Here is a 26670-nt window from a genome sequence, read left to right as displayed (position 1 = left end):
CTCACCCCGGTTCGTCGCAAACCCGGTCAATCCCGCGTCATCGGCCGCTATGCTGCGCCCACATCCGGTTTCGGCCAGTCTCGTGTTCAAGAGCTTTTTCTTCGTCCTGCGCATTTCCATCGCCTGGTTGCTGGCGGTATTCCTGGTCGCGGGCGTGTGGTCCAACCTGCCATTACTCGGTCGGGTGGACTGGCCGATCACGATCGCCGGCATGATCACCATGGCGCTGGTGATCGCCGGTGCGATCTCGCACCTGGACCGCGTCCGGCTGATCGCCGGGCACACCGACAAGACCGCACTGGCCAACCGCCAGCGCCGCCAGGTGGAGATTCCGTTCGAGGCGGGCGAGGCGTTCGACATGATCGACGCCGCGATCCGCGAATTGCCGCGCATTCAGCAAGTCGAGAGCGCACGCGACAGCTTGCAGGTGCGCGCCAAGGTCGGCCGCCCGCAGACCTACGGCGAACATCCGCTCGGGCGCTGGAACCCGCTGCTGTGGTTCGGCATCCCGCGCAACCAGATCCTCGCCACGGTCACGCCCAGCCACGACACCGGCAGCGTCACCCTGATCTGCGAGCCGGAAAGCCCGGCGTGGAGCGACTGGTTCCTGGTCGACGACGGCACCAACTTCGAGAACGCCGAGGCGATCACGCGCGCCATCAGCCGCCGTGTCGCCGAGCGCCGTCGCGGTGAGCAGGCAGCGGCCACGCAGACCGCGACCGAAAAGGAACTCACTGTCGCCAAGCTCAGCCTGCTGCATGCGCAGGTGGAGCCGCACTTCCTCTACAACACCCTGGCCAGCGCGCAGTTGCTGACCCGCAGCGACCCGGCGCGTGCCGAAGAAATGCTGGGCCACCTGATCCAGTACCTGCGCCATTCGCTGCCGCGCACGCAGGACGAGCTGTCGACGCTGGGCGCCGAACTGGAACGCGCGCTGGCCTATCTGGAAATCCTGAAGATCCGCATGGGCCCGCGCCTGTCGGTGCAGACCGACGTGCCCGAGAACCTGCGCGCCACGCCCTTGCCGTCGATGATGCTGCAGACGCTGGTCGAGAACGCGATCAAACACGGGCTGGAGCCGCGCACCGGCGGCGGCAACGTCTGGATCCGCGCGCGTCGCAACGAAGGCGTGGTGGCGATCACCGTGGCCGACGACGGCGAAGGTTTCAACACCAAGACCAGCGGCACCGGGATCGGTCTGAAAAACGTGCGCGAACGACTGCGCCTGGTCTATGGCGCGCAGGGGTCGCTGGCGGTGGTCGCCAACTTCCCCGCCGGTGTGGCCGCGACGATCACGGTACCCGCCGACTTCGAGCAGGAGCGCCGCCATGGCTGAGCCGGTCTTTACCTGCGTCATCGCCGAAGACGAAGCGCTGCTGCGCAAGGAACTGGTCGAACAGCTCCGCCAGGCCTGGCCGCAGTTGCAGATCCTCGCCGAATGCGAGGACGGCGCCAGTGCACTGGAAGCCATGGCTGAGCATCACCCGGACGTCGCGTTTCTCGACATCCGCATGCCCGGCCTGAGCGGACTGGAGGTCGCCGCCGCCACGGCCGAAGCCAGCCCGCATACGCAGATCGTGTTCGTGACCGCCTACGACCAGTACGCGATCGACGCCTTCGAGCGCGGCGCGGTCGATTACCTGCTCAAGCCGATCACGCCCGCGCGGCTGGCCACCACCGTGCAACGCCTGCAGGCGCGCACCGGCAACAACGAAGCGGTCGCGCTTGCCGCGTTGCTCGAGCGCCTGGGTCCCGCCCGGCCGCGTGCCGACGCGCCGCCTCCTTTGACCTGGCTTACCGCCAGCGCCGGCCGCGAGACCCGGCTGATCCTCGTCGACGATGTCGCCTACCTGCGCGCCGACAACAAGTACACGACGGTGGTGACCGCGGAGGGCGAGGCGCTGTTGCGCACGCCGATCCGCGAACTGCTGGCCGTGTTGGATCCGACCACGTTCAAGCAGATCCATCGGTCGACGATCGTCAACCTCAAGGCGATCAGCGCCATCGTCCGCGACGACAGCGGTCGCGGCATCGTGCGGCTCAAGTCTCGTCCGGAAACTTTGACCGTCAGTGCGCCGTTCATGGCGCTGTTCCGCCACATGTAACCGCGCCGATCGTACCGATCCGGCAAGGAAGCCTTTCAACTTGCGAGGTGAACCATGAAGTTCCAGGCACTGTTGTACTTCGTACTCTCGCTGTTCGGCTGCGATACCGGCGGCAGCACCTTCGTCGATCGGGTCACGGTGGATGGCGCGGACGCGCTTTACAGCAAGGCGACCGTGGAGTCCGGTGTCGCCCGCTTCGAGTGCGTGCGCAGCGCCAGCGGGGCATGCCACTACACCGTGTTCCCGCCCGCATGCTCGGCACGCGGGCAATTGGGCACGCCTGGCCACGACTGTTCGAAGCCCATCGATCATTTTGCCGTCGCCAAGGGCGACAGCCGCCAGGTGACGGGATTGCCGCGTTTCCGCGTGTGCGTCAGTGCCAGCGGCGAGGCCGTGGCGCCCGATTGCCAGAGGCCGGAACCGCTCGCCACGCGATAAGCCAGCAGCGCGATATCCATGCCATTGGATGCGGAACGTCCAATGCGGAGTTGGACCTGCCCCCTTCCCGGAGACATGCATGAAAAAGCCAACCCTGCTGTTTGCTGCCTTGCTTGTTGTTACCGCGTTGGAGGCAACCGCTGCCTCCGCTGCCAGTGGCCGGCCGAGCGCCGAACAAACCGCCGATCCGCTGTTCGAGACCATCTCGGCGCTCGACGCCGCCGTGTTCGACGCATTCAACCATTGCAGCGCCTCGGAGCAGCTTCAAAAGCATGCCAGCTATTTCGCGCCCGACGTCGAGTTCTACCACGACACTGGCGGCGTCACCTGGTCGCGGCAGGACATGCTCGCGAACACCGAGAAGTATGTGTGCGGCCATTTCCGTCGTGAGCTTGTCCCTGGCACGCTCAAGGTGTTTCCAGTCAAGGACTTCGGCGCCATTGCGCAGGGTACTCACCGCTTCTGCCAGTTCGACGGCGGCAAGTGCGAGGGACTCGCTGATTTCGCGATCGTGTGGAGCAATCAGAACGGGCATTGGCAGATCACCCGGGTTCTCAGTTACGGCCACCGGGCCAACAAGTAGCCAGCCTCTGACTGTTCATTCAAGCCGAAGCCACTTGAGGCACGCCTTGGTTCAGGCGCTGTCCGCCGCCTTCGCAGCGCCGTCGTGTGGCGCCAATGTTCCGAGGAACCCGATGAAATCCTTCCTGTCGCTTGCCTGCGCCTTGCTCGTCGCCTGCGCCCCTGCACTGGGCGCAGAAAAACCATCGCCACCTGCCCACCAGGCGCTGACAGCCGATACGCCGCTCACCACCGCGCAGGGCAACAGCTTCGTCGCGCCGGCCGGCTGGTCGGTCCGGACGGCAGGTGTGGCGGTGATCCTGACCGCACCCGAAGGCGGCTCGCACATCGCCATCGTCGATGTCGTGGCCAACGACGCCGATGCCGCAGTGGCGTCGGGATGGGCAGCCTACGACGCCAAGGCCAATTGGCCGCTCAAGCTGGCCAGCGATCGCCCGTCACGCGATGGTTGGCTGCAGATCCGCGGTTACCAGTACGAAACCTCCGCCAACGACAAGCGCAGCGTGTCCGCCCGGGCGTTGAAACGTGGCGATGGATGGACCGTGACGATCTACGACATGGCCGACGCGGTCGGCGAAAAGCGCGATGCACAGGTTGAGCTGATCCTCGGGCGATTGTTGCCCAAGGGCTACAGTCGCGAATCGTTCGCCGGAAAGGCCGCGCACAAACTCGACGCGGCTCGCATCGATGCGCTCACGCAGTTCGTTGAGGACGCGCGCCAGCAGTTCGGCGTGCCGGGCATGGCCATCGGCATCGTGCAGGACGGCAACGTCGCCTATGCCGAAGGCTTCGGCGTGCGCGAGTTGGGCAAGCCGGACAAAGTGGATGCCGACACGCGGTTCATGATCGCTTCCAACACCAAGGCCCTGACCACCTTGATGTTGGCCAAGCTGGTGGAGGCGGGAAAATTCAGTTGGGAAACGCCGGTCACGCAAGTGCTGCCGACATTCAGGCTCGGAAACGCCGACACGACCGCGCAGGTGAAGATGAAGCACCTGGTCTGCGCCTGCACCGGCCTGCCGCGCCAGGACATGGAATGGATGTTCGCCAGCGAAGACGCCAGCCCGGATTCGGTGATGGCGACGGTGGCCACGATGCAGCCGACCAGTGGGTTCGGCGAGCTTTACCAGTATTCCAATCTTCTGGCCGCCGCCGCGGGATACGTCGGTGGCCATGCCGCGCATCCGCAGCAGGAACTGGGTGCCGCCTACGATGCCGCCATGCAGTCGCTGGTATTCGATCCGTTGGGCATGACGTCGACCACGCTGGATTTCGCCCGCGCCCAGCGCGGCAATCACGCCGCGCCGCACGGGCAGGACGTCGACGGCAAGACCGTGCCGGCCAGCATGGATCTCAATTACGCCGATATCCCGAACCGCCCCAATGGCGGCGTGTGGAGCAACGTCAATGACATGCTGCGCTATGTGCAGATGGAGCTCGACAAAGGCCTGCTACCCGACGGCACGCGTTACATCGGCGAGGCGCCGTTGCTGGCGCGTCGCGAGCAGCAGGTGGCCAGGGGGAGCGACACCGGCTACGGCATGGGCCTCAAGCTCGACCGCAGTTCGGGCACTTTGCTGGTGAATCACGGTGGCTCTGCGTTTGGCTTCATTTCCGACATGCTGTGGCTGCCGGAGCACAACGTGGGCGCCGTGATACTGACCAACGACGACGTCGGCGGCATTTACGTTCGCAGCCTGTTCCGTCGACGTTTCCTGGAAGTGCTGTTCGATGGTCGGCCGGAGGCCGTCGAGAGTCTGGCGGTGCAGGCCAGGCGCATGAAGGAGGACGTCGCGGCCGAACGCAAGTCCCTGGCCGTGCCGGCCGATCCGCTTTTGGTGAGCAAACTGGCAGCGCGCTACCGCAGCGCCGAGCTGGGCGGCATAGATGTCTTGCGTAAGGGTTCGGCGACCTGGTTCGACTTTGGCGACTGGAAAAGCGAGGTGGCTTCGCGGCAAAACGGCGATGGCACGGTCTCGTTCGTGACGATTTCGCCCAGCGAAGGCGGCTACGAGTTCATTGTCACCGCAGCGCAGGACGCGCGGTCTCTGGTGCTTCGCGATGCGCAGCACGAGTACGTGTTTGCCGAGGCGAAATAAGCCGGACAGCGGATCGCACTTGGCTTGAAAATTGCTCGCGAGAAGCCCCGTCTGTATGGGGCTTTTTCGTAATGTCCAACAGTTCGGCGAGATTCATTCCGTCCGTCGGACTGTTCACCGGTTTCACGGACACTGAACGGGGGCGTGTGCCAAATATCGCCAAATCTTGCGGACGTGGGCCCGCGGTTCGGAGACGAAAAAATGAAGCACAAGTCGAAAGTCTGGAACGGGATTGTCCTGGGGGCGGTGGGTGCCCTCATCGCTTCGCCCACGCTTGCCGTCGAGATCATCACGAAAGAGGACATCGTCAACAACGTCGTCAAAAAGGACCAACTGGTCAGGCTTGCGGACAATGCCATCTTCTTCCTCGACACATCGTCCTCGACGAACGACAAGTACGGGGACACGGGAAAACCCATCGTCCAGGTCGTGAAAAGCGAGCTTGAGAACAGGAACTCCTATTTCCCGGATCTCGGCTACAACATGGGCATCTACACCTATACGGACTGGCAGGAAAACTATCCGGTGCAGCCTTACAACCGCGAGAAGGTCGCCGCGGCGCTGGCTACGATGCGGGACAAGGGCAGCGGACCGACGCCGCTCAAGATCGGACTGCAGAAGCTCGATGGCATCCTCAAGCCACTGTCGGGCAGGACGGCCGTCTTCGTGTTCTGGGACGGTGGATACACCGGACAGAATCCCGCCGAGGTTGCCAAGACACTGGCGAAGACATACGACGCCTGCTTCTACGTGATCAGCAGCGCAAAGCCGGAAAGGCAAGCCACCCTCACGCAGGATGTCGCGAGCCTCAACTCGTGCTCGCGGGTGATTCCGCTTGCCGATTTCCTCAACCGGCCCGAGTACACGAGCGGTGCACTGTACGACGTGAAGGTGACGGAACAAGTCGTCACGAGCACCGACACCAAGATCGTCGGGCTCAAGGTCAACGACATCAACTTCGCCACCAACAAGACCGACCTCGTCGCCTCGGACAAGGCCGAACTGGACAAGGTGGCCGAGTTCATGAAGGACAAGCCCAAGTCATATGCCAAGATCGCCGGGTATACCGACGACGTAGGAAGCAGGGACCACAACGAAGGCCTGTCCCGTGCTCGCGCCCAGATGGTCGGGCGCTACCTGAAGGAAAAGCACGGCATCGACGACTCCCGGATGACGCTGTTCTGGTACGGGCCCAAGAACCCGATTGTGCCCAACGACAGCCCTGCAAACCAGGCGAAGAATCGGCGCGTCGAGGTCAACGTTGGACTGGGTGAATGACCCAAGCATCCAGGCACTGGCAAAAACAAAAAAGCCCCGCGAAGAACGGGGCTTTTTCGTTGCGGGGAGATCAGCCCGCGGGATCTGCCTTCGCCGCGTGCCGCGCGATGAAGTCGCGAACCTGCGGATACACCTGCGTGCGCCAGCGGCGGCCACTGAAGATGCCGTAGTGGCCGGCGCCCGCCACGGTGAGGTGCTCGCGCTCGGATTCGGCGATGCCGCTGCACAGCTTGTGCGCGGCGCGGGTCTGGCCCTGGCCGGAGATGTCGTCGAGTTCGCCTTCGATCGTCAGCAGCGCGGTGCCGCGGATCCGCGAGGGATCCACGCGCTGGCCGCGCACATCCCACAGGCCGCGCGGCAGCAGGTGCTCCTGGAAGACGACACGCACGGTCTCCAGGTAGTACTCGGCCGGCATGTCGAGCACCGCGTTGTACTCGTCGTAGAAGCGGCGGTGCGCCTGGGCGTCCTCGAGGTCGCCCTTGACCAGGTCCTGGTAGAAATCCCAGTGCGATTCGAAATGGCGCTCGGGATTCATCGCGACGAAACCGCCGTGCTGCAGGAAGCCCGGATACACGCGCCGGCCATGACCGGGATAGTTGGCCGGGACGGGGTGGATCAGATTGCTCTCGAACCACCACAGTGGCTTGTTCGTGGCCAGGTCGTTGACCTGCGTGGGGTTCTCGCGGGTGTCGATCGGCCCGCCCATCATCACCAGCGAGCGCGGCGTCACTTCGCCGTTCGACGCCATCAGCGACACGGCCGCCAGTACCGGCACGGTCGGCTGGCACACGCTGATCACATGCAGCGATTCGGCGCCGATCAGGCGGATGAATTCCTGCACGTAGGCGACGTAGTCCTCCAGCGAGAACTCGCCTTCGCTGGTCGGCACCATGCGCGCGTCGATCCAGTCGGTGATGTAGACCTTGTGGTCGCGCAGCAGCGTGCGCACGGTATCGCGCAGCAGCGTGGAGTGGTGGCCCGACAGCGGAGCGACGACCAGCACCGGCGGGTCGTCCTTGAGATCCTTCAGGTTGCCCGCGTCGTCGGTGTAGCGCTTGAAGCGCAGCAGCCGGCAGAACGATTTGCGCAGCATCTCGCGCTCGACCACCGGGCAGGCAACGCCGTCGATGTCGACGGAATGGATGCCGAACTCGGGTTTCTCGTAGTCCTTGCCGATGCGGTAGACCAGCTCGTAGCCAGCGGCCATGCGGGTGGCGCCCGGCAGGCCCGACAGCCAGCTGCCCTGCGCGGAGAACATGCGGGCACCGGCCTCGGCCCAATAGGTCATCGGGGCCATCCAGGCCCGCCCGAATTCATGCATCTGGTAGAGCATTGGTCAGATTCCATGATCGACCCGATTCGGGCCGTTGTTGCGCCGCAGCATAGCCGATCCGACCCGGGCCGAGGTTAACGACAAAAGGGCCGGGGTGAATCGTGGCCCGGACGATTCAGGCCGGGCGCTCCAGGGCGGCGGTGTCGTCGCTCAGGGCAGGGGAGAGCCACAGATGCGACCCGAGCGGCGTCAGCCCCAGTGCTTCCAGCCGCTGCCGGTAGAACTTCGCAGGACGACGCTTGAAACCGTGGGTGTCGCCGTCGATGCCGTCCTCGCGGGTGAAGGTCTCCAGGAAGGCGACGCCATGGCACAGCTCCGCCAATGCCGGCAGGCCGCGGTCGAGTTCGCGCGTGTCCAGGTAGTGCATGACGTCGGCGCAAACCAGCAGGTCGACCGGTGCACAGGGACGCAGGTGCTCGAAGTCGCCGAAGCGTGCGTAGTGGAGATTACGCCGTGGGCCGAAACGCTCGATCGCGTACTGGCTGCTGTCGAAACCGAGATAGCTGATCCTGGGTCGCAGCTTCAACAGCGGCGCGCGCCAGACGCCTTCGCCGCAACCGATATCCAGGACGGTGCGGATCGGCCGCTCCAGGTGGTACTCGGCGGTGGCCACGGCCATCGCGACCTTGCGCGCGAGGCGTGCGGTTCCTCCGATCGCCTGGTCCTTGAGCGCGGGATCGCGATACCAGCGTTCGAAGTAGGCCTGGTCGTATTGCTTGGTCATGGGAGGTCGATCTGGGTGGGCCGGGCTGATGTGAGTGGTGGGTGACGTCCGATGCAGGATGACGTGCGATGTCATGCCATGCTATCGCGCCCATCCACGACGCTGAAACGATCAAGGACCCGAGATGACCGCCTATTACTGGATCAAGACCGCTCACGTCGTGTTCGTCATGGCGTGGATGGGCGGCGTGTTCTACCTGCCGCGGATCCTGGTCAACCTGGCCGAAGCCGGCGTCGAATCCAAGGTGCGTGCGCGACTGGTGCTGATGGGACGGCGGCTGTACCGCTTCGGGCACATGATGTTCGGCTTCGCCTTCGCGTTCGGGCTGGTGCTGTGGCTGGGTTACCGGGTGGTGGGAGACTTCCCCACGATGGTGGCGCCGGGTAGCGGTTGGCTGCATGCGAAGCTGGCGTTGGTCGCGCTGATGCTGGCGCACTTCATCGTCAGCGGTCGTTGGCTGAAGGGCGTCGAGGCGGGGCGCAAGCTGCCGTCGTCGAAGGCCCTGCGCTGGTTCAACGAGCTGCCGGTGCTGCTGCTGGTGCTGGTGGTGTTCCTGGTGCTGGCCAAGCCGTTCTGACAGAACGAAAAACTTGCCGGATCGTTTTGCGCCGGGGCGGCCTTACTGGGCGTTGCATTTGTCACCCGTTCGCCCTGAGCACCGAATTCGTCACCGTTCGCCCTGAGCGTAGGCGCTGGCGCCGAAGTCGAAGGGTGAACGGGCCGCGATCTCCCCGCTCATCCTTCGACCTTGTTTCACTTCCTTCGACTTCGCGTCGCTACGCTCAGGACGAACGGCGAAAAATCCCCGGATGTTTCAACTCAGCGACGCGCCTGCGAACTGAACTTCGCCGGGTCCGGCAACACCACCGGCACGCCCTGCGCATCGCAATCGCCCGCCTCGCACAGCGCGCCACGCAGCTTCGGCATCGCCTGCATCAGGAAGTGGAAGATCGTGTTCTGTTCGACGCTGCCGCGCACGGCGTCGCTGCCCGGGCCGCGTGCCCAGATGCCGACGTCGTCGCCGCCGTGCGTTTCGTCGGCAAAGGGCACCAGTGCCTCCTGCAGGTAGTCCGGGTCCTGCGTGTCGACATGGGTCAGGTCGGGCCGTCCCTGGCTGGCCGCCTGGTAGCCGGCGGCGTCGTGCAGGAACCGTTTCGGTCCCTCCGCCTGCTGCGAACTGGCGCCGACGTAGCCGGGGCCGTTGCTGTAGTTGAGCGTGGTGTACGGCTTGCCCAGCGCATCTCGCGCATGGTGGCCCGCGCTGTCGCTCTCCTCGCCGCTGCGGCCACGCACCTTGCCGAGGATCGGATTGCCACGCACCGGATAGCCGACGAAGCTCAACGTGTGCGAATGGTCGGCGGTGACCAGGATCAGCGTGTCGTCGGCCGACGTGGCCTCGGTCGCGGCCTGGACAGCTTCACTGAGCGCGATGGTGTCGGTGAGGGCGCGATAGGCATTGCCGTAATGATGGGCGTGGTCGATGCGGCCGCCTTCCACCAGCAGCACGTAGCCTTGTCCGTTGCGGCTCAGGCGCTGGATCGCCGCGCGCGTCATCTGCGCCAGCGTCGGTTCGCCCGCGCCATCCTTCGCGCGGTCCTGCGAGAACTGCATATGCCCTGGCTCGAACAACCCCAGCAGCGGCGCATTCGCCGGCGCCGCTTCCAGTTGCTTCGCGTTCCACACATAGGCGCCGCCCGGATGACGCTGCTTCCATTGCGCGATCAGGTCGCGGCCGTCGAGGCGCTTGCCGACCTTGTTGTCGTATTCGGGATCCTGCTGGCGCGTGGTCATGAAATAACTGCGTCCGCCGCCCATCAGCACGTCGGGGCCGGTGCCGAACGGCGATTCCACGATCTGGCGGGCGATGTCGGTGCAGCCGGCTTCCCTGGCTCCGGCAGGCATCTGGGCGTCGCTTTCCCAGCTGCGATCGGCTGAATGGCTGAAAGTCGCGCCGGGCGTTGCGTGCGTGACGCGCGTGGTGGTGACCACGCCAGTGGCGAGACCGCGGCTGGCGGCCAGTTCCCACAGCGTCAGCATCGGCGCGTCCAGCGCCTGCGCGCAGTTGCCGCGCGTGGCCTGCTGGCCAATGCTCAGCACGCCCATCCGGGTCTTCACGCCCGTCGCCATCGCGCTCATCGTGCCGGCCGAGTCCGGCGTCTGCGAATCGGTGTTGTAGGTCTTGCTCAAGGCGGTGGCGGGGAAGTGTTCCCAGCTGAGCCGATTTTCCTCGCCGGGCCCGCCCTTGCGCTGTCCATCGAGGATGCGCGCCGCCGCCACCGTAGTCAGGCTCATGCCGTCGCCGACAAACAGGATCACGTTCTTCGCCTGGCCCGACATCGCGCCGCGCCCGGCCGCCTGCGCGGCGCCATCGCGGAACCACCATGCCGCCGACTCCGCCTGCGGATGCACGATCTGCGGCACATCGACCGTCAGGACGCCGGTAGGCGCCGAAGCCGGCGGGGCGCTGGGAGCGGTGGCCGTGTCCCGAGAGGCGCCCGCACTGGAACAGGCGCTGGCGAGCAGGGTAAGGGCGAAGGCGAAGCAGGCGTGGGGCAATCGGGACATTCGGGACGGCACGGACAGGCAAACCGCGATTATGCCCAGACACATTGCAGTAAATGGGAAGCCGGTGTTGCATTGACGGGGTCGCCGACCCCTTCCGGCTCGGCTATGGTGCCAAGTCGACAAGATGGGTAAAGCGCAGAGGTTCTGATGAGGGTGGTTTCGGCCTGGCTTGGCATCCCGTTCTGGCAGCGCGTGCTGGCCGGCTTCGTGCTCGGCGCGCTGGCGGGGTGGGCGATGGGCCCGTCGGCCGCGACCTGGTTCGGTCCGCTCGGCGACGTCTACGTCAACCTGATCAAGATGATCGCGATCCCGCTGGTGTTCTTCGCGGTGATCCATGCGGTGGGTTCGTTGCACGGCCAGAAATCGATCGCCGCACTCGGTGGTCGCACGTTCCTGTGGTTCGCCATCACCGCGGTGCTGGCCGTGTGCGTCGGCCTGGTGGTCGGGCTGGTGGTCAAGCCGGGCGCGGGCGTCAACATCAGCACGCTGACAGTGGCCTCGGATTACACGCCCAAGGACGTGCCCGGGCCGCTCGACGTGCTGTTCAACATCGTCCCGCAGAACCCGTTCCGCGCCCTCGCGGCGATGGGCGCGGGCAAGACCGCGGACGGCCAGAACGTTATCGTGCCGAGCAACGGCACGGTGCTGCAGGTGATCTTCTTCGCCGGCCTGATCGGCTTCGCCTTCGTCAAGCTTGGCGAGAGGACCGCCAACCTGCGCCGGCTCGCCGGCGAGGCCAGCGAGACGATGATCCAGGTGACCCGTTTCGTTCTGGAGTTCACCCCGCTCGGCACGTTCGGCCTGATCGCCAGCCTGGTCGGCGCCTACGGTTTCGAGAAACTGCTGCCGCTGGGCAATTTCGTCATCGCCCTGTACGTGGCCTGCGCACTGCACATCGTGGTCGTCTACAGCGGCCTGTTGCTGGCGCACGGGCTCAATCCGATGAAGTTCTTCCGCGGCGCGGCGCCGGCGATGCAGGTGGGCTTCGTCGCCTCCAGCAGCTTCGCCGCGATGCCGGTCGCGTTGCGCAGCGTGACCCACAACCACGGCGTCGATCGCGATTACGCGGCGTTCGCGGTGCCGCTGGCATCGAGCATCAAGATGGACGGCTGTGGCGCGATCTATCCGGCGCTGGCAGCGGTGTTCATTGCCCAGTACACGGGCATCGAACTGTCGTTGTCGCAGTACCTGATCATCATGCTGGCCTCGGTGCTGGGCAGCTTCGGCACCGCCGGCGTACCGGGGACCGCAGTGATCATGGCGACCGTGGTGCTGAGCGCGGCCGGGCTGCCGCTGGAGGCGATCGCCTACCTCTATGCCATCGACCGCGTGCTCGACATGATGCGCACGATGACCAACGTCACCGGGCAGATGCTGGTGCCGGTGCTCGTTGCCAAGGAGACCGGGCTGCTTGATCGCGAGGTGTACGACGCGGCATCGAGCAACCTCGGCATCGCCGAAGGCGAGAGGGCCGAAGTCGGTACGGTCAAGGACATCTGAGTGGAAAGCCCGGGCACCGACGCCATCGCACTGGTCGAGCATTTCCCCGACGTAGCGGACTACCGTCGCCTGCGCGTCGAGGCGGGCCTGTCCTCACGCACCCGCGAGGCGGCGCAGCGCGGCCTTGCCAACACGCTCTATGGCGTGAGCCTGCTCGATGACGGGCGGGTGATCGGCATGGGGCGCATCGTCGGCGATGGTGGATGCTTCTTCCTGGTGGTCGACGTGGCGGTGGAACCGCCGTATCAGGGGCGCGGCCTGGGTAAACGCATCATGGCCGCGCTGGACGCCTGGCTGCGCGCGAATGCGCCGGTGTCGTCGGTGGTGTCGCTGGTCGCCAATGGCGATGCCAGGCACCTGTATGCCCAGTACGGCTTCGTCGAGAGCGCGCCGTGTGCGGTGAACATGGAGTATCGGGTGCGGGCGTCGTCCCACGAATGATTCGAGGCACGTAGCGCTGCAATCAAGTCGGTTGCGCTCACACCCGCGAGTACGCCCACGACACCATCCGGCCGTCGCGATACGGCATCACGCCGTGGAACGCGCGCGGGTCCTCGTCGAACACCAGCGGCAGGAAGTTGCGGTCGCCTTCCCACATCGGCAATTCATCCAGGCGATCCAGCGGCACCCATTCCAGCGTGCCTTCCGGGTTGCTGGCGAACGGCGTGCCGCTGAAACGGGTGACGACGAAGACGAAGCCCAGCCAGTCCTCGCCGTGCTTGCCGAAACCGGGCCAGCTGATCGTGCCGCGCAGCTTCAGCTCCTCGCAGTCGATCCCGGCTTCCTCGTGGATTTCGCGACGCATGCCGGCGACGACGTCCTCGTAGGGCTCGAGCTTGCCGCCCAGTCCGTTGTACTTGCCGAGCTGGTGATCCTCGGGGCGTGCATTGCGATGGACCATCAGCACGTCGCGCCCGTCGGGCGACAGCACATAGCCGAGTGTGGCGACGATGGGGGTGTAGGGCATCAGTGCGCGCTCCCCTGCGATGCGTTGCCTTGCGTATCGTCGCCGCGTTGTTTGGCCAGTTGCGCATCGAAGGCGCGTTCGGCCTGGTCGGCATAGGCGGCGCAGGTCGTGGGCGTCTGGTGCGGCGCGGCGGTGTTGGCCGGCGCCCAGCCGCTGGCGGAAGGGTGCGGCGTCAGCAGCAGGTCGCACGGCAAGGCGCGCACGGCGGCAAAGCCACGGTGGTAGTCGTCGACGATATTCGGATAGCGCGGGTTGCCGACCAGCCTGTAATCCGGCGCGCTGAGGCTGTCGGCGTAGGCGATGTGCACCGGCTTGCCTTCGCGCTTGCCGCCGGACTTGTCCGGCCAGGCGCTATCCGTCCAGGTCCAGCTCATGCTGCCGGGGGTATGCGCCGGCGTGTAGTGCACGGTGAAGGCGACGTCACCGAGTTGAACGACTTCGCCATCCATCACCAGCCGATCCACGCGCGGTACCGGGTAGAGCAAGCCGTCGCCATAGTGGATGTCGTTGCTGCCGCCGCGCGCGAGCAGGGCTGCCGATTCGGCGTTGCTCACCAGTTGCGCGCCGGTCGCGCGTTGCACGGCGGCGAGCGGCCCGGCGTGGTCGGCGTGCGCGTGGCTGTGCAGGATCAGCTTGAGGTCGCCTGGCGCGACGTCGAGCTCGCGCATGCGCGCGAGCAGCAGGTCCGCGGCCTGCGGCATGCCGCCGTCGATCAGTACTGCGCCGGCGTCCGTCTTAACCAGTACCGCGCTGAGGCCGTCAGTGCCGATGTACCAGCTGCGCTGGGCGAGCCGGAAAGGCGCGACCGGTTGACGCCAGCTGTCGGGAGTCTGATAGGCCTGCAAAGGGGGCAGGACGGGTTCGGCGGCGAGAGTGGAGCCGGAAGTGATCAGCAGGGCAGCTGCGAGAGGAAGGACGCGCATCGAGGACAGGCGAAGGGACGGGGGGCTGCACAGTGTCGGCGATTCGGTCGTGTGCAACCAGATATTCGCAGCCTCGGTTTCCTACACCCGCGGCAATGTGGTGCGCCGGTAAACCAGCCGCACCGCCAGCAGCGCAACGGGAATCGGGAGCAGCAGGCCGAGGATGCTCAGCCAGGCCGGATGCGGTACTGCCATGATCATGCCGATCACGCCCGATATCACCACCAGCGCGACCAGCAGCGCGGCCGCGGTCTGGTGACGGGCGACTTTGGCCGCGGCCAGCGCGCCCACGAAGGTGCCGGCCAGCCAGGCCAGCAGCACCATGACCTTGCCGCCGAACGGCATGGTGGCGACGAACTGCGCGAAGGCGGCTTCGTTGGCGGGATCGGTCACGTCCAGCCCGGACGGCGGCGGATAAAAATGGTGTCCAAGCATCTCCATCGCCATGATCACCAGCACCGCCACCACCACGCCGACCAGCATGCCGAGAATCGTGCGCCCCATTGGTTTTGCTCCGCCGTGTTTGCCGCGGCGAGGATCCCGCTTCGCGCGCGCGGCTGCAACCGGTCCGGACGGAATTGGGTTGGATCCCAAGCCAGGATTTCGGTTCGGCAAACCTTGCAAAGCACGCCGTGAGGCGCGGGCCTTTTTCACGGACACGCAACGGTCCACCATAGCGCTATCCCCACGGAGTCCGGCATGACCGCAAATGCTCCCCGCCTGCTGGCCTTTGCCGGCAGCCTGCGCCAAGGCTCCTTCAATCGCCGCCTGATCCACGTGCTGGCCGAAGGCGCACGCAGCGCCGGCGCCGAGGTGACGTTGATCGAGTTGCGCGACTACGCGCTGCCGATCTACGACGGCGACATCGAGGCCGCCGGCGTGCCCGAACAGGTGCGCCAGTTGCAGCAACTGATGGGCGGGCACGACGGCCTGCTGATCAGCACGCCCGAATACAACGGCTCGATGCCGGCGCTGCTGAAGAACACGCTGGACTGGATCTCGCGCCCTACTGCCGACGGTGGCTCGGGGGTGGCGCTGTTCCAGGACAAGGTGGCCGGCATCGTCTCGGCGTCGCCGGGGCCTCTCGGTGGGCTGCGCTCGCTGCTGGTGCTGCGCGATGCGCTGGCCAAGCTGGGCCTCATCGTGGTGCCCCAGCAGGTGGCGGTAGGGCAGGCGGCCGACAAGTTGCCCGATTACGGCGTACTGGCGGACGATCGCCAGAAGCACCAGGTGCACGGCGTCGGCGCCGCCGTCGTGCGTCACCTCACACGCGCAGGAGTGACGTCATGATCGGGCAACAGCGAGAACTCAATTTGCGTTTCCTGGCCGAGCCGACCGATGTCAATTACGGCGGCAAGGTGCACGGCGGCATGGTGATGAAGTGGATCGACCAGGCCGGCTACGCCGCCGCGGTCGGCTGGAGCGGAAAATACAGCGTTACCGTCGCCGTGGGGGGCATCCGCTTCGTCGCGCCCATACGCATTTCCGATCTGGTCACCGTGCACACCAAGCTGGTCTACACAGGCACCAGCAGCATGCATTTCGCCATCGACGTGAAGGCGCGCGATCCGATGGGCGGCGAGGAGCGCCTGTGCACGCACTGCGTGATCGTGTTCGTCGCGATGGACGAGAAGGAGGGCAAGCCGACCTCCGTGCCGGCGTGGACGCCCTCGAGCGACGATGATCTGCGCCTGGCCGAGTACGCCCAGAAGGTGATGGGACTGAGCAAGGGCATCGAGGAAACCGTCGAGCGTCTGGCGGCGGTCAACGCTGCCGCCACCTGATATTCATCTCTTAGAGGCCCTGGAACGCAGAAGGCCGCCCGGAGGCGGCCTTCTTCATGCGTCCGGTCGCGTGGCGCGGCCGGCTCAGATGCCGTCGACGCGGCGTGCCTGCATGAACTTGCCGCTCCAGTAACCGTCGTCGAGGCTGGAGACCTGCACGTCCTTGCCACGGCGGGGCGCATGAACGAACTGGCCTTCACCCACGTAGATGCCGACGTGATCGACCCGGCCCCTGCGGCCGAAGAACACCAGGTCGCCGGCCGCCAGCTTGGCCTTGTCGGTGACCAGTTGGCCGGTCTTGGCCATATCTCGCGAGACACGCGGCAGTTCGATGCCCAGGGCATTGCGGAACACATATCCGACCAGGCCGCTGCAGTCGAAACCCTTGTTCGGGTCGGTGCCGCCCCAGCGATACGGGGTGCCGAGCAGGGCGAGGGCGCGCTGCATGACCGTCTTGATGCGGCCCTGTTCGGCGGCGGGAGCGCCGGCGATGTCGCCGGAGGCGCCCGGAGCGAGCAGGCGGTTGAAGTCCGTCGCCAGCAGCAGGGCGCGGTCGGAGAAGGTCATGGCCTCGGGCAGCACGGCCCGGGTCACCGGAGCCGGGGCATCGGCGGAATCGCCGGCCAGCGAGGAACTGGGAATTTGCTGGGCCAGCGCCGGCATGGCGACAGCGCCCAGAAGGACGGAAAGCAGCAGACCACGAAGCGCCCGCGTCGGGCGGGGGGAAGCGGAAAGGCGGGGCGGGGCTATCGTCACGCGGTCATCACAATGTCGTCGACCCGCAGGATCATGCCTGCCTGGGCCTCAAAAGGGGTTCAGATTTCGTTAAAAAATAGTTAAAAGACGTGACCCGTGGCGAAAATCGTGCCATCGGATCAACGCAGCACCCGCTTGGCGCCGCTGTAGTGGTCCTGCCAGTAAGGCCCGTCCAGCCGATCGAGCCGGACCGTGCCGCCCGTGCTGGGGGCATGCACGAAGCGGCCTTCGCCCACGTAGATGCCGACATGGGTCACCGACCCGGATTGGGCGAAGAACACCAGATCACCGGCCGCCAGGCGATAGGGATCGATGCGCGGGCCCTGGAATCCGGCCAGCTCCCGCGAGGTCCGCGGCAGCCGCAGGTCGACGGTGTCCCGATAGACGTAGTTGACCAGGCCGCTGCAATCGAAGCCGCCTTCGGGCGTGTTGCCGCCGTATCGATAGGGCGTGCCGACCAGACTGATGGCGCGCATCAGCACGGCATTGGCCGCGACCGGATCCTCCGGCGCGACCACCGGCCAGGCCCGGCCCGGAGACGAGGATCGGACCGCCTCGCGGCCTCCGCCGCAGCCGGCCAATGCGAAGGTAAGCAGGGTTCCGGCCAGCAGGAGGGCACGGGGGAGTCCCTGCGCTGGCATGGGGGCGGGCTTGCCCGGATAATGGGCGGTCTTCGTCGCGGTCATTGGCTTGAGCTTGGCCGTTCGCGTCGTTGCCGGCAACCTGCCGCACCCTTTCCTTTATTGCTGCCCCGGGCGGCAACCAGTCGAGTCCCGCAATGAAAATCGAGAATGACCGCGTCGTCCGCTTCCACTACACCGTTTCCGAGCAGGGCCAGGAGCCGCTGGAAACTTCGGAAGGCCGCGATCCGCTGGCGATCCTGATCGGCCACGGCAACATCATCCCGGGCCTGGAAAAGGCGATGGAAGGCCGTGAGGCCGGCGAGAAGTTCGAGGTCGACGTGGCTGCCGCCGACGCCTACGGCGTCCGCCAGGACGGCCTGACCCAGCGTGTGCCGAAGAAGTACTTCAAGGACGCGCGCCTGGAGCCGGGCATGCAGGCCGTGCTGCCGACCAACTTCGGTCCGCGCGCCGTGACCATCCAGAAGGTCGGCATGAGCGTGGTCGATGTCGACCTGAACCACCCGATGGCCGGCAAGGACCTGCACTTCGCCATCGAGATCGTCGAAGTGCGCGAAGCCTCGGCCGAAGAGATCGAGCACAAGCACGTGCACGGCGAAGGTGGTCATCACCACTAAGGTCAAGCGACCTGCGCATCAGACAACGGCCCGGTTTCGGGCCGTTGTCGTTTCCGGACGGCGGTGGTCGTCCCCATGATCGGGAGATGACCACCGGCACGCATGGAGGGCCGGGGTACGTGCTGTACTGCCGTGCGATCCCGGGGAGCACGCATGTCCGATAGCACTAGCGATAGCGTCCTGGCGCCGACCGCGCCCGGCGAACGGATACAAACGCTCGACGTCCTGCGCGGCTTCGCGCTGCTGGGCATCGCGCTGGTCAACGTCGAGTTCTTCAGCCGTCCGCTGCAGGACATCAATGCGCCGGGGATCGACCCGACTACGAGTGGCGCGGATTACTTCGTGGAGTGGCTGACGTATTTCTTCGTCCAGGGAAAGTTCTGGACGATGTTCGCGCTGCTGTTCGGCATGGGCTTCACGGTGATGATCGACCGCGCCGACCGGGCCGGTCGTCCGTTCGTGCCGGCCTACCTGCGGCGCAGCCTGGCGCTGCTGGGCATCGGCCTGGTGCACACGGTGCTGATCTGGTCCGGCGACATCCTCGTCAGCTATGCCCTCGGCGCGTTGCTGCTGCTGTCGGCAAGGCAGGTGCGCCGGGCCTGGCTGCGCCGGTCGCAGGGCCGTGAGCCGGCGCCGATGACCGCATCGCGGATGGGGGGATGGGGCGCGGCGCTGTACGGGCTTCCGCTGGTGGTGATCCTGCTGGCCGGCATGCTGGATTCGCCGCCATCGACATCGCAGCCGACGCGTGCGCAGACCGAGCACGCGACCCGCATCGCCGAGAAGGCCGTGCAGCGTGCCAATGCCGTGGAGACCTACAGCCGCGGCAGCTTCGCCGACGCTGTCGACCAGCGCATCGTCGACACGGTGTGGCAGATGGGCACGCTGCCGATCGCGACGTTCTGGGTGGTCGGCCTGTTCCTGATCGGCGGCGCCCTGCTGCGCAGCGGCGTGATGTCGAATCCGCAGGCCTGCCTGCACTGGTTGCGGCCGATGCGCAATGTCGGCCTGCCATTGGGCTTCGTGGCGATGGCGATCAGCACCTGGCTGGGGACGGCCTCGCCGAATGAGGAGCTGTCGTTTCGCGAGGCGGTGCAGGTGGTGCTGTTCCTCGTGGCCTCGTTGGTGCTCGCGCTTGCGTACGGAGCCACGCTGGTGACCGCGCTGCCGGGACCGGCGGGGCGATGGCTCGGGGACTGGCTCGCGCCGGCGGGCCGGATGGCGCTCAGCAATTACCTGATGCAGTCGCTGATCGGCACGCTGCTGTTCTACGGCTATGGCCTGGCGCTGTGGGGCCAGGTGGGCCGCGCATGGCAGGCCGTCGGCGTGCTGGCGGTGTTCGCCCTGCAGATGCTGGGCAGTCGCTGGTGGCTGGCGCGGTTCCGCTTCGGCCCGGTGGAGTGGGTCTGGCGCTGCATCACGTACGGGCGGATCGCTCCGATCCGGGCCTGATGCCGGTTTTGCGGCACTTGGCGTGTTTACGACTGACGACCACTGCTCCCACCGCGCCTCCACCTTTTAAACTGTGCGCATGGAACAACACGATGATGTGGTGATCGTCGGCGCCGGCGTGATTGGTCTGGCCAGTGCGCTGGCCCTGATCGAATCCGGGCGCCGTGTTCGCGTGATCGACGCCGGGCACGTCGGCGGCGGTAGCTCGCATGGCAACTGTGGCACCATCACGCCCAGTCACGCGCCGCCGCTGGCCGCGCCGGGCACGGTGCTCAAGGCGCTGCGATGGATGCTGACGCCGGACGCACCGCTTTACATCCCGCCACGCTGGGACCCGGCGCTGTGGAGCTGGTTGCTGCGCTTCGCCGCGCGCTGCAACGAGCGCGACTGGCGCGTGAGTGCCGTGGCCAAGTCGGCGCTGCTGAACGACTCGCGCGAGCGTCTGGCCGACTGGGTGCGCGGCTACGGCCTGGCGTGCGAATTCGTCGAAAGCGGCGAGGACTACGTCTATCGCGATCCACGCGCGTTCGAGCACGGGCAGCGTGAGATCGGTTTGCTGCGCGAACTCGGGGTTTCGGTCGAAGTGGTCGACGGTCGCCAATATGAAGCGCGGGAACCCGCGCTCAAGTCCGGCGTGGCCGGAGCGATCTGTTTCGACGGCGATGCCGCCTTGCGGCCTGACCGCTACGTCGACGAACTCGCCCGCGTGGTGCGCGAGCGCGGCGGCACGATCGTCGAGCAGTGCGCGCTGCAGGGGCTGGACCATGATCGTAATGGCGTGCGTCTGCGCACTGCACGGGGTGAGCTGCGCTCACGCGATGCCGTGCTGGCGCTGGGCGCGTGGTCGCCGCGATTGGCCGATGCGGTTGGGCTGCCATTCCTCAAGCGCGCCATGCAGCCGGGCAAGGGCTACTCGATCACGTACTCCGCGCCGACCCTGGTGCCGAAGCGGCCGTTGATGCTGCGCGACCGCTCGGTCTGCGTCACGGCCTGGGGCAGCGGCTTCCGCCTGGGCAGCACGATGGAGTTTTCCGGCTTCGACGAAACGCTCAACGAGCGCCGGTTGGCGGCGCTGGAGCGCGGCGCACGCGAGTACCTGCACGAGCCGTTCGGTGCGCAGCGCCACGAGCAGTGGTTCGGCTGGCGGCCGATGAGCTGCGACGACATCCCCATCATCGGACCGGTCCCCGGCCGCGACGGCCTGTGGCTGGCCACCGGACACGGCATGATGGGCGTCGGCATGAGCGCGGGCACCGGCCAGCTCGTGGCCGACCTGATCGCCGGCCGTGCGCCCGCGGTTGACCCGACGCCGTATCGGATGGAGCGATTCACATGAACCACGCCGCCGCACGGGATGACAGGGAAGAAACCGTCCAGGGCCACTTCGACCTGATCGTCATCGGCGGCGGCTCCGGCGGACTGGCCGGCGCATTCCGCGCGGCCGAGCATGGTGCGCGCGTGGCGCTGCTGGAGCCGCACCTGCTCGGCGGCACCTGCGTCAATGTCGGCTGCGTGCCGAAGAAGGCGATGTGGCTGGCGGCCGAGGTCGGCAACCGGCTCAAGCTCGCGCGGACGCTGGGCTTCGATGCGTCTCCCGCCAAACTCGACTGGCCGACCTTCCTGGTCCACCGCCAGCGCTACATCAGCAACATCCACGACAGCTATCGGCGTCGCCTCGACGCGGCCGGCATCGTCACTGTTGCCAGCCGCGGTCAATTGCTGGACGCGAACACCGTGCTTTGCGGCCGGGGGGCGCATCTGCGGGCAGAGCGCATCCTGATCGCGACCGGCGGCCACCCGGTCAAGCCGCAGATCCCCGGCGTCGAGCTAGGCGGTACGTCCGACGATTTCTTCCAGTGGTGCGCCGCGCCGGAGCGCGTGGCGATCTTCGGCGCGGGCTATATCGCGGTCGAACTGGCCGGCGTGCTGCAGGCGCTGGGCAGCCGTGTGGAGATCTTCGCGCGCGGGCCGCGTCTGTTGAGCGAGTTCGATGCCGAAGTGAGCGAGCAGCTGGCCGAGGACTATCGCCAGGCCGGCGTACACCTGAATTTCGGTTACCAGCTCGGGCGCGTGCAGTCCGTCGACGGCGGCGTGCGGCTGTGCGATGCCGATGGCGCCATCGGCGAGCGTTTCGATGCGCTGCTGTTCGCCACAGGGCGCCGCGCCAACACCGCGCAGTTGGGGCTGGAGGCAGCCGGCGTTGCCGCCGATGCCAACGGTTACGTCCTGGTCGACGAACTGCATGCCACCAACGTCGCGAACATCCATGCCGTCGGCGACGTCACCCCCAACCTGGCGTTGACGCCGCTCGCCATCGCCGCGGCTCGCCGGTTGATGGATCGCCTGTACGGCGGTCGCGAGGCGCGGCTGGACCAGAACGACGTGCCGACCGTGGTGTTCTCGCATCCGCCGATCGGCAAGGTGGGGCTGACCGAGGTCGAGGCGCGCGCGCAGCATGGCGACGACGTGCACGTCTACCGCGCCGGCTTCCGCCCGATGCTGTACGCGCTGGCGGACGTCCCGCAGCGCAGCCTGTTCAAACTGGTCTGCGTCGGCGACGCGCGCCGGGTCATCGGCATCCACCTGATGGGCGAGGCCGCCGACGAGATCCTGCAGGGCTTCGCCGTGGCCATGAAGCGCGGCATCACCCTGGAAGACCTGCGCGACACGGTCGCGATCCATCCCACCAGCGCCGAGGAAGTGGTGCTGATGCGATGAACGTCGCCACACCATGCGATCAGGAACAACCACCATGAACTCCGACATCTACACCCTGCATCGCGGCACCGCGCCGCTGCTGATCAGTCTGCCGCACGATGGCAGCCTGATACCCGACGCGCTGGCCGGGCGCATGGTGCCGTCGGCACGGCGCGCGCCGGACACCGACTGGCACGTGTCGCGCCTGTACGGCTTCGCGCGCGAATTGGGCGCGTCGATCCTGGCGCCACGGCATTCGCGCTACGTCGTCGACCTCAACCGGCCGCCCGACGACACCTCGCTGTATCCGGGCCAGAACACCACCGGATTGTGTCCCGCGGTGCAGTTCACCGGCGAGCCGGTGTACCTGGAGGGACAGGCGCCGTCGCCCGATGAGATTGGTGAGCGTGTGGAGAGTTACTGGCACCCATATCACGACGCGCTGCGTGAGGAACTCGATCGTCTTGCGCAGCACGGCCGGGTCGTGCTGTGGGAAGGCCACTCGATCCGCGGCAGCAACCTGGAATTTTTGTTTCCAGGGCGGCTGCCCGACCTCAACCTCGGCACGTCGGCCGGCGGCAGTTGCTCGCCTCAGTTGCAGGCGCGGCTGGAAAACGCGCTGGCGTCGCAAACGCAGTACGACTGGGTGTCGAACGGCCGCTTCAAGGGCGGCTACATCACCCGCCACTACGGGCAGCCGGAGCGTGGCATCGACGCGGTGCAGTTGGAGACCAGCCAACGCAACTACATGGATGAAGATTCCTTCGAATACGACGAAGCCAAGGCCGCACAGTTGCAGCAAGTGATTTCAAGCCTGTTGCAGGCGGCGCTGGAGGTCGCGCGTCGCGCCGCATGAAGGCCGATGCGGCGCGGCCGGTGCTGACCCCGACGCAGGCGCGCCTGCTGCACCTGTCGGCGCAAGGCCTGCTCGCCCGACCACGCCGGCGCGCCGACAAATCCGAGCTTCAGTCCGCCATCGCGCGCATGCAGTTGCTTCAGATCGATACGATCCACGTGGTGGCGCGCAGCCCGTACCTGGTGCTGTTCTCGCGGGTGGGCGCGTATCCGGCGGCATGGCTCGAACAACTGCTGGCCGAACGCGCGGTCTTCGAGGTCTGGGCGCACGAAGCCTGCTTCGCGCCGATGGACGACTACGTCCTGCATCGCAGCGCATTCGCCCAGCGCGAGCACCACTGGGCGATCCGCCACGCACTGCGTATCCGCGACGCGCATGAGCAGGACATCGCACGACTGCTGTCGCATATCCGCGAGAAGGGCGCGGTCAGGGCCGCCGATTTCGAGCGCGACGCGGCCGGCAATCCAGGCGGTTGGTGGGGCTGGAAAGACGAGAAACGCTGGCTGGAGGCGGCGTTTGCATTGGGACAGCTGATGGTGACGCGGCGCGAGAACTTCCATCGCGTCTATGACCTGGCCGAGCGCGTGGCCGGCGAGGCGCGGGCCGACTGGGCGAGCGCATGCCTCGATGCCGACACGGTCCGTCGCGAGACGATCCTGAAATCGGTACAGGCGTTGGGCATCGCCCCGGCGCGCTGGATCGCCGATTACTTCCGCACCCGACCGCGGCTGCGCGATGCGGACCTGGATCCGTTCGTGGCCGAAGGCGCGTTGCTGCGGGTGTCGGTCAAAGGTTGGGATACGCCGGGTTACGTACATCCGATGCACGCGCCGCAGTTGGCGCAGGCCGCGGCCGGACGCCTGCGCGCGACGCATTCGGCGCTGCTGTCGCCGTTCGATCCGGTGGTCTGGGACCGGGCGCGTGCCAGCGAACTGTTCGGCTTCGACTACACGCTGGAGTGCTATACACCGGAGCCCAAGCGCCGCTACGGCTACTTCGTGTTGCCGATCCTGGTGCGCGGACGCCTGGTCGGGCGGCTGGATGCGAAGGCGCACCGCCGCGATGGCGTGTTCGAAGTGAAAGCGCTCTACCTGGAGGACGGCGTCGTGGCGGACGAAGCGCTGACCGCGGATATCGCGCGTGCCATCGACGACTGCGCGCGATGGCACGGCACGCCGAAGGTCGAGCTGGTGCGCTGCCGGCCGGCCGCGTTCGCCAAGCCGCTGAAGGCCAGCCTGGCTGCGTTGCGCTGACAGTCATTCCGAAGGCGGGAATCGACACGTCAGCACTGGCATTGCCAACCCTTCCCGCATACAGGCAGGGGAGGGATCCGGTGCGAAGTCGTCATACCTCCAGCGTGGCCAGGTCGCCCTTGGTCTCCAGCCACTGCTTGCGATCGCCGGCGCGCTTCTTCGCCAGCAGCATGTCCATCAGCGAGTGCGTCTGCACGTCGTCATCGACGGTCAGCTGGACCAGGCGGCGCGTATCGGGGTGGATGGTCGACTCGCGCAACTGCGATGGATTCATCTCGCCCAAGCCCTTGAAGCGGGTGGTATTGACCTGGCCCTTCATCTTCTCGCGCGCGATCTTCTCCAGCAGGATCCGCTTTTCTTCTTCGTCCAGCGCGTAGAACACCTGCTTGCCCACGTCGACGCGGAACAGCGGCGGCATCGCCACGAACACGTGGCCGGCGGCGACCAGCGACGGGAAGTGCTTGAGGAACAGCGCCGTCAGCAGCGTGGCGATGTGCAGGCCGTCGGAGTCGGCGTCGGCAAGGATGATGACCTTGCCGTAGCGCAGGCCGGACAGGTCGTCCTTGCCCGGATCGCAGCCGATCGCCACGGCCAGGTCGTGCACTTCCTGCGAAGCCAGCACGCTGCCGGAGGCGACTTCCCAGGTGTTGAGGATCTTGCCGCGCAGCGGCAGGATCGCCTGGAAGTCCTTGTCGCGCGCCTGGCGCGCGCTGCCGCCGGCCGAGTCGCCTTCCACCAGGAACAGTTCCGTGCGCGACAGGTCCTGGCTGCTGCAGTCGGCGAGCTTGCCGGGCAGGGCGGGGCCCTGCGTGACCTTCTTGCGGGTGACCTGCTTTTCGGTCTTCAGGCGTGCGGCGGCGCGCTCGATCGCCAGTTGCGCGATCTTCTCGCCGAGTTCGACGTGCTGGTTGAGCCACAGCGAGAACGCATCGTGCGCGGCGCCCTCGACGAAGCCGGCGGCCTGGCGCGACGACAGGCGCTCCTTGGTCTGGCCGCTGAACTGCGGGTCGGTCATCTTGATGCTGAGCACGAAGGCGACGCGATCCCACACGTCCTCCGGCGCCAGCTTGACGCCGCGCGGCAGCAGGTTGCGGAAGTCGCAGAATTCGCGCAGTGCGTCGGTGAAGCCGGTGCGCAGGCCGTTGACGTGCGTGCCGTGCTGCGCGGTAGGAATCAGGTTGACGTAGCTCTCCTGCGCCAGTTCGCCATCGGGCGCCCAGGCGACCGCCCAGTCGACGGTCTCGGTGTCCTTGGTCAGCTTGCCGACGAACAGGTCGGGCGGCAGCAGTTCGCGATTGGACTGGCCGCTGCGCAGTTCGCCCGACAGGTAATCGCGCAGGCCGTCCTCGTAGTACCACTCCAGGCGCTCGCCGCTGGCCTCGTCGAACAGCTTGACCGTCAGGCCGGGGCACAGCACGGCCTTGGCGCGCAGCAGGTGCTTGAGCGAACGCAGGTTGAACTTGGGTGTGTCGAAATACTTGGGGTCGGCCCAGAAGCGCACGCGCGTGCCGGTGTTCTTCTTGCCGACGCTGCCGACGACTTCCAGCGGCGTGGCGCGGTCGCCGTTGCGGAAGGTCATCCGGTATTCGTTGCCGTCGCGGCGGATATGCACCTCGACCAGCGTGGACAGCGCGTTGACCACGCTGACGCCGACGCCGTGCAGGCCGCCGGAGAAGGTGTAGTTCTTGTTGCTGAACTTGCCTCCCGCGTGCAGGCGCGTGAGGATCAGTTCGACGCCCGGAATCTTTTCTTCCGGGTGGATGTCCACCGGCATGCCGCGACCGTCGTCGCCGACCTCGCAACTGCCGTCGGCATACAAGGTGACTTCGATGCTGCGCGCATGGCCGGCCAGCGCCTCGTCGACCGCGTTGTCGATGACTTCCTGCGCCAGGTGGTTCGGGCGCGTGGTGTCGGTGTACATGCCGGGGCGGCGCTTGACCGGGTCAAGGCCGGAAAGGACTTCGATGTCTGCGGCGTTGTAACGGGAACTCATTCGATACACGACTGCGAGGGGCAAGACTGAGGATGGTCGGCGGGTGGCGGCGGAAATTCAACCGCGACGAGTCCGGCCAATGATTACGAATGGGCGTCGGGCGGATC

The 26670-nt window shown here is 66.5% G+C and carries 26 protein-coding genes; 17 read left to right on the top strand and 9 right to left on the bottom strand.

Going from position 1 to position 26670, the window contains the following annotated elements; genetic code table 11:
• Nucleotides 1-82 precede the first annotated feature (82 nt).
• The 6 genes from J2X06_RS09525 to J2X06_RS09500 all read left to right on the top strand — a co-directional run bounded on the left by J2X06_RS09525 (nt 83) and on the right by J2X06_RS09500 (nt 6502).
• Nucleotides 83-1336, top strand: coding sequence for a sensor histidine kinase (locus J2X06_RS09525; protein ID WP_310061539.1), 1254 nt, complete (start codon nt 83-85; stop codon nt 1334-1336).
• Entirely contained in the window at nt 1329-2105 is a 777-nt protein-coding gene (locus J2X06_RS09520) for a LytR/AlgR family response regulator transcription factor (protein ID WP_310061536.1), read from the top strand. The genes J2X06_RS09525 and J2X06_RS09520 overlap by 8 nt, the downstream gene beginning before the upstream one ends.
• Before the next feature lie 54 nt (nt 2106-2159).
• Nucleotides 2160-2543, top strand: a complete 384-nt coding sequence (locus tag J2X06_RS09515; RefSeq protein ID WP_310061533.1) for a hypothetical protein — start codon at nt 2160-2162, stop codon at nt 2541-2543.
• A gap of 79 nt (nt 2544-2622) precedes the next feature.
• Entirely contained in the window at nt 2623-3126 is a 504-nt protein-coding gene (locus J2X06_RS09510) for a nuclear transport factor 2 family protein (RefSeq protein WP_310061529.1), read from the top strand.
• A gap of 112 nt (nt 3127-3238) precedes the next feature.
• Nucleotides 3239-5224, top strand: a complete 1986-nt coding sequence (locus J2X06_RS09505; protein WP_310061525.1) for a serine hydrolase domain-containing protein — start codon at nt 3239-3241, stop codon at nt 5222-5224.
• A 201-nt stretch (nt 5225-5425) separates the two neighbouring features.
• Entirely contained in the window at nt 5426-6502 is a 1077-nt protein-coding gene (locus J2X06_RS09500) for an OmpA family protein (RefSeq protein ID WP_310061522.1), read from the top strand.
• Between the two features lie 70 nt (nt 6503-6572).
• Here the strand turns inward: J2X06_RS09500 and J2X06_RS09495 are convergent, their stop codons facing one another.
• Nucleotides 6573-7835, bottom strand: a complete 1263-nt coding sequence (locus tag J2X06_RS09495; protein ID WP_310061519.1) for a polyhydroxyalkanoate depolymerase — start codon at nt 7833-7835, stop codon at nt 6573-6575.
• 115 nt (nt 7836-7950) lie between these two features.
• Entirely contained in the window at nt 7951-8559 is a 609-nt protein-coding gene (locus J2X06_RS09490) for a class I SAM-dependent DNA methyltransferase (protein ID WP_310061516.1), read from the bottom strand.
• Nucleotides 8560-8683: 124 nt separating this feature from the next.
• Here J2X06_RS09490 and J2X06_RS09485 point away from each other — a divergent pair, with 124 nt between their 5' ends.
• Complete coding sequence (locus tag J2X06_RS09485; RefSeq protein WP_310061514.1) at nt 8684-9136, top strand: CopD family protein; 453 nt, start codon at nt 8684-8686, stop codon at nt 9134-9136.
• A 242-nt stretch (nt 9137-9378) separates the two neighbouring features.
• On the opposite strand, the gene J2X06_RS09480 is transcribed toward J2X06_RS09485, so the two are convergent.
• Entirely contained in the window at nt 9379-11124 is a 1746-nt protein-coding gene (locus J2X06_RS09480) for an alkaline phosphatase (RefSeq protein WP_310061511.1), read from the bottom strand.
• A gap of 147 nt (nt 11125-11271) precedes the next feature.
• Here J2X06_RS09480 and J2X06_RS09475 point away from each other — a divergent pair, with 147 nt between their 5' ends.
• Together J2X06_RS09475 and J2X06_RS09470 are read left to right on the top strand one after the other, a co-directional pair.
• Nucleotides 11272-12624: a dicarboxylate/amino acid:cation symporter gene (locus tag J2X06_RS09475; RefSeq protein ID WP_310061508.1), complete on the top strand. Its 1353-nt coding sequence runs from the start codon at nt 11272-11274 to the stop codon at nt 12622-12624.
• Complete coding sequence (locus tag J2X06_RS09470) at nt 12625-13065, top strand: GNAT family N-acetyltransferase (RefSeq protein ID WP_310061505.1); 441 nt, start codon at nt 12625-12627, stop codon at nt 13063-13065. It begins immediately after the preceding gene.
• A gap of 37 nt (nt 13066-13102) precedes the next feature.
• Here J2X06_RS09470 and J2X06_RS09465 read toward each other — a convergent pair whose 3' ends face one another.
• From J2X06_RS09465 to J2X06_RS09455, 3 genes are all read right to left on the bottom strand, one after another.
• Entirely contained in the window at nt 13103-13591 is a 489-nt protein-coding gene (locus tag J2X06_RS09465) for an NUDIX hydrolase (RefSeq protein WP_310061502.1), read from the bottom strand.
• Complete coding sequence (gene bla, locus J2X06_RS09460) at nt 13591-14514, bottom strand: subclass B3 metallo-beta-lactamase (protein WP_310061500.1); 924 nt, start codon at nt 14512-14514, stop codon at nt 13591-13593. Before bla ends, J2X06_RS09465 begins: the two co-directional genes overlap by 1 nt.
• A gap of 81 nt (nt 14515-14595) precedes the next feature.
• Nucleotides 14596-15018: a hypothetical protein gene (locus J2X06_RS09455; protein ID WP_310061497.1), complete on the bottom strand. Its 423-nt coding sequence runs from the start codon at nt 15016-15018 to the stop codon at nt 14596-14598.
• Between the two features lie 195 nt (nt 15019-15213).
• On the opposite strand from J2X06_RS09455, the gene J2X06_RS09450 reads away from it, so the two are divergent.
• Complete coding sequence (locus J2X06_RS09450) at nt 15214-15804, top strand: NADPH-dependent FMN reductase (RefSeq protein ID WP_310061496.1); 591 nt, start codon at nt 15214-15216, stop codon at nt 15802-15804.
• Nucleotides 15801-16298 (top strand): acyl-CoA thioesterase, encoded by a 498-nt coding sequence (locus J2X06_RS09445; protein WP_310061493.1) that lies wholly within the window; start codon nt 15801-15803, stop codon nt 16296-16298. Before J2X06_RS09450 ends, J2X06_RS09445 begins: the two co-directional genes overlap by 4 nt.
• Before the next feature lie 84 nt (nt 16299-16382).
• On the opposite strand, the gene J2X06_RS09440 is transcribed toward J2X06_RS09445, so the two are convergent.
• On the bottom strand, nt 16383-17054 hold the full coding sequence (locus J2X06_RS09440; RefSeq protein WP_430539558.1) for a C40 family peptidase: 672 nt from the start codon (nt 17052-17054) through the stop codon (nt 16383-16385).
• A 119-nt stretch (nt 17055-17173) separates the two neighbouring features.
• On the bottom strand, nt 17174-17695 hold the full coding sequence (locus J2X06_RS09435) for a C40 family peptidase (RefSeq protein ID WP_310063573.1): 522 nt from the start codon (nt 17693-17695) through the stop codon (nt 17174-17176).
• Nucleotides 17696-17832: 137 nt separating this feature from the next.
• Here J2X06_RS09435 and J2X06_RS09430 point away from each other — a divergent pair, with 137 nt between their 5' ends.
• From J2X06_RS09430 to J2X06_RS09405, 6 genes are all read left to right on the top strand, one after another.
• Entirely contained in the window at nt 17833-18312 is a 480-nt protein-coding gene (locus J2X06_RS09430; protein ID WP_310061490.1) for an FKBP-type peptidyl-prolyl cis-trans isomerase, read from the top strand.
• A 153-nt stretch (nt 18313-18465) separates the two neighbouring features.
• Nucleotides 18466-19764, top strand: a complete 1299-nt coding sequence (locus tag J2X06_RS09425; RefSeq protein WP_310061487.1) for a DUF418 domain-containing protein — start codon at nt 18466-18468, stop codon at nt 19762-19764.
• Between the two features lie 79 nt (nt 19765-19843).
• A complete protein-coding gene (locus tag J2X06_RS09420) occupies nt 19844-21100 on the top strand; it encodes an NAD(P)/FAD-dependent oxidoreductase (protein ID WP_310061484.1) in 1257 nt (418 codons plus the stop codon).
• Nucleotides 21097-22482 carry a glutathione-disulfide reductase gene (gorA, locus tag J2X06_RS09415; RefSeq protein ID WP_310061481.1) on the top strand — a complete coding sequence of 462 codons (1386 nt, stop codon included), beginning with the start codon at nt 21097-21099 and terminating at the stop codon, nt 22480-22482. Before J2X06_RS09420 ends, gorA begins: the two co-directional genes overlap by 4 nt.
• 34 nt (nt 22483-22516) lie before the next feature.
• The gene (gene hutG / locus J2X06_RS09410) at nt 22517-23317 is read left to right on the top strand and encodes an N-formylglutamate deformylase (protein WP_310061479.1); all 801 of its coding nucleotides are present in this window, start codon (nt 22517-22519) and stop codon (nt 23315-23317) included.
• Nucleotides 23314-24570, top strand: a complete 1257-nt coding sequence (locus J2X06_RS09405; protein ID WP_310061476.1) for a winged helix-turn-helix domain-containing protein — start codon at nt 23314-23316, stop codon at nt 24568-24570. The genes hutG and J2X06_RS09405 overlap by 4 nt, the downstream gene beginning before the upstream one ends.
• A gap of 91 nt (nt 24571-24661) precedes the next feature.
• Here J2X06_RS09405 and parE read toward each other — a convergent pair whose 3' ends face one another.
• A complete protein-coding gene (gene parE / locus J2X06_RS09400) occupies nt 24662-26563 on the bottom strand; it encodes a DNA topoisomerase IV subunit B (protein WP_310061473.1) in 1902 nt (633 codons plus the stop codon).
• Nucleotides 26564-26670: the final 107 nt, after the last annotated feature.

It is taken from the genome of Lysobacter niastensis (genome assembly GCF_031457115.1).
GTDB classification, from domain to species: Bacteria; Pseudomonadota; Gammaproteobacteria; order Xanthomonadales; family Xanthomonadaceae; genus Lysobacter_J; species Lysobacter_J niastensis_A.
This window is presented reverse-complemented; position numbering and strand designations above follow the sequence as displayed.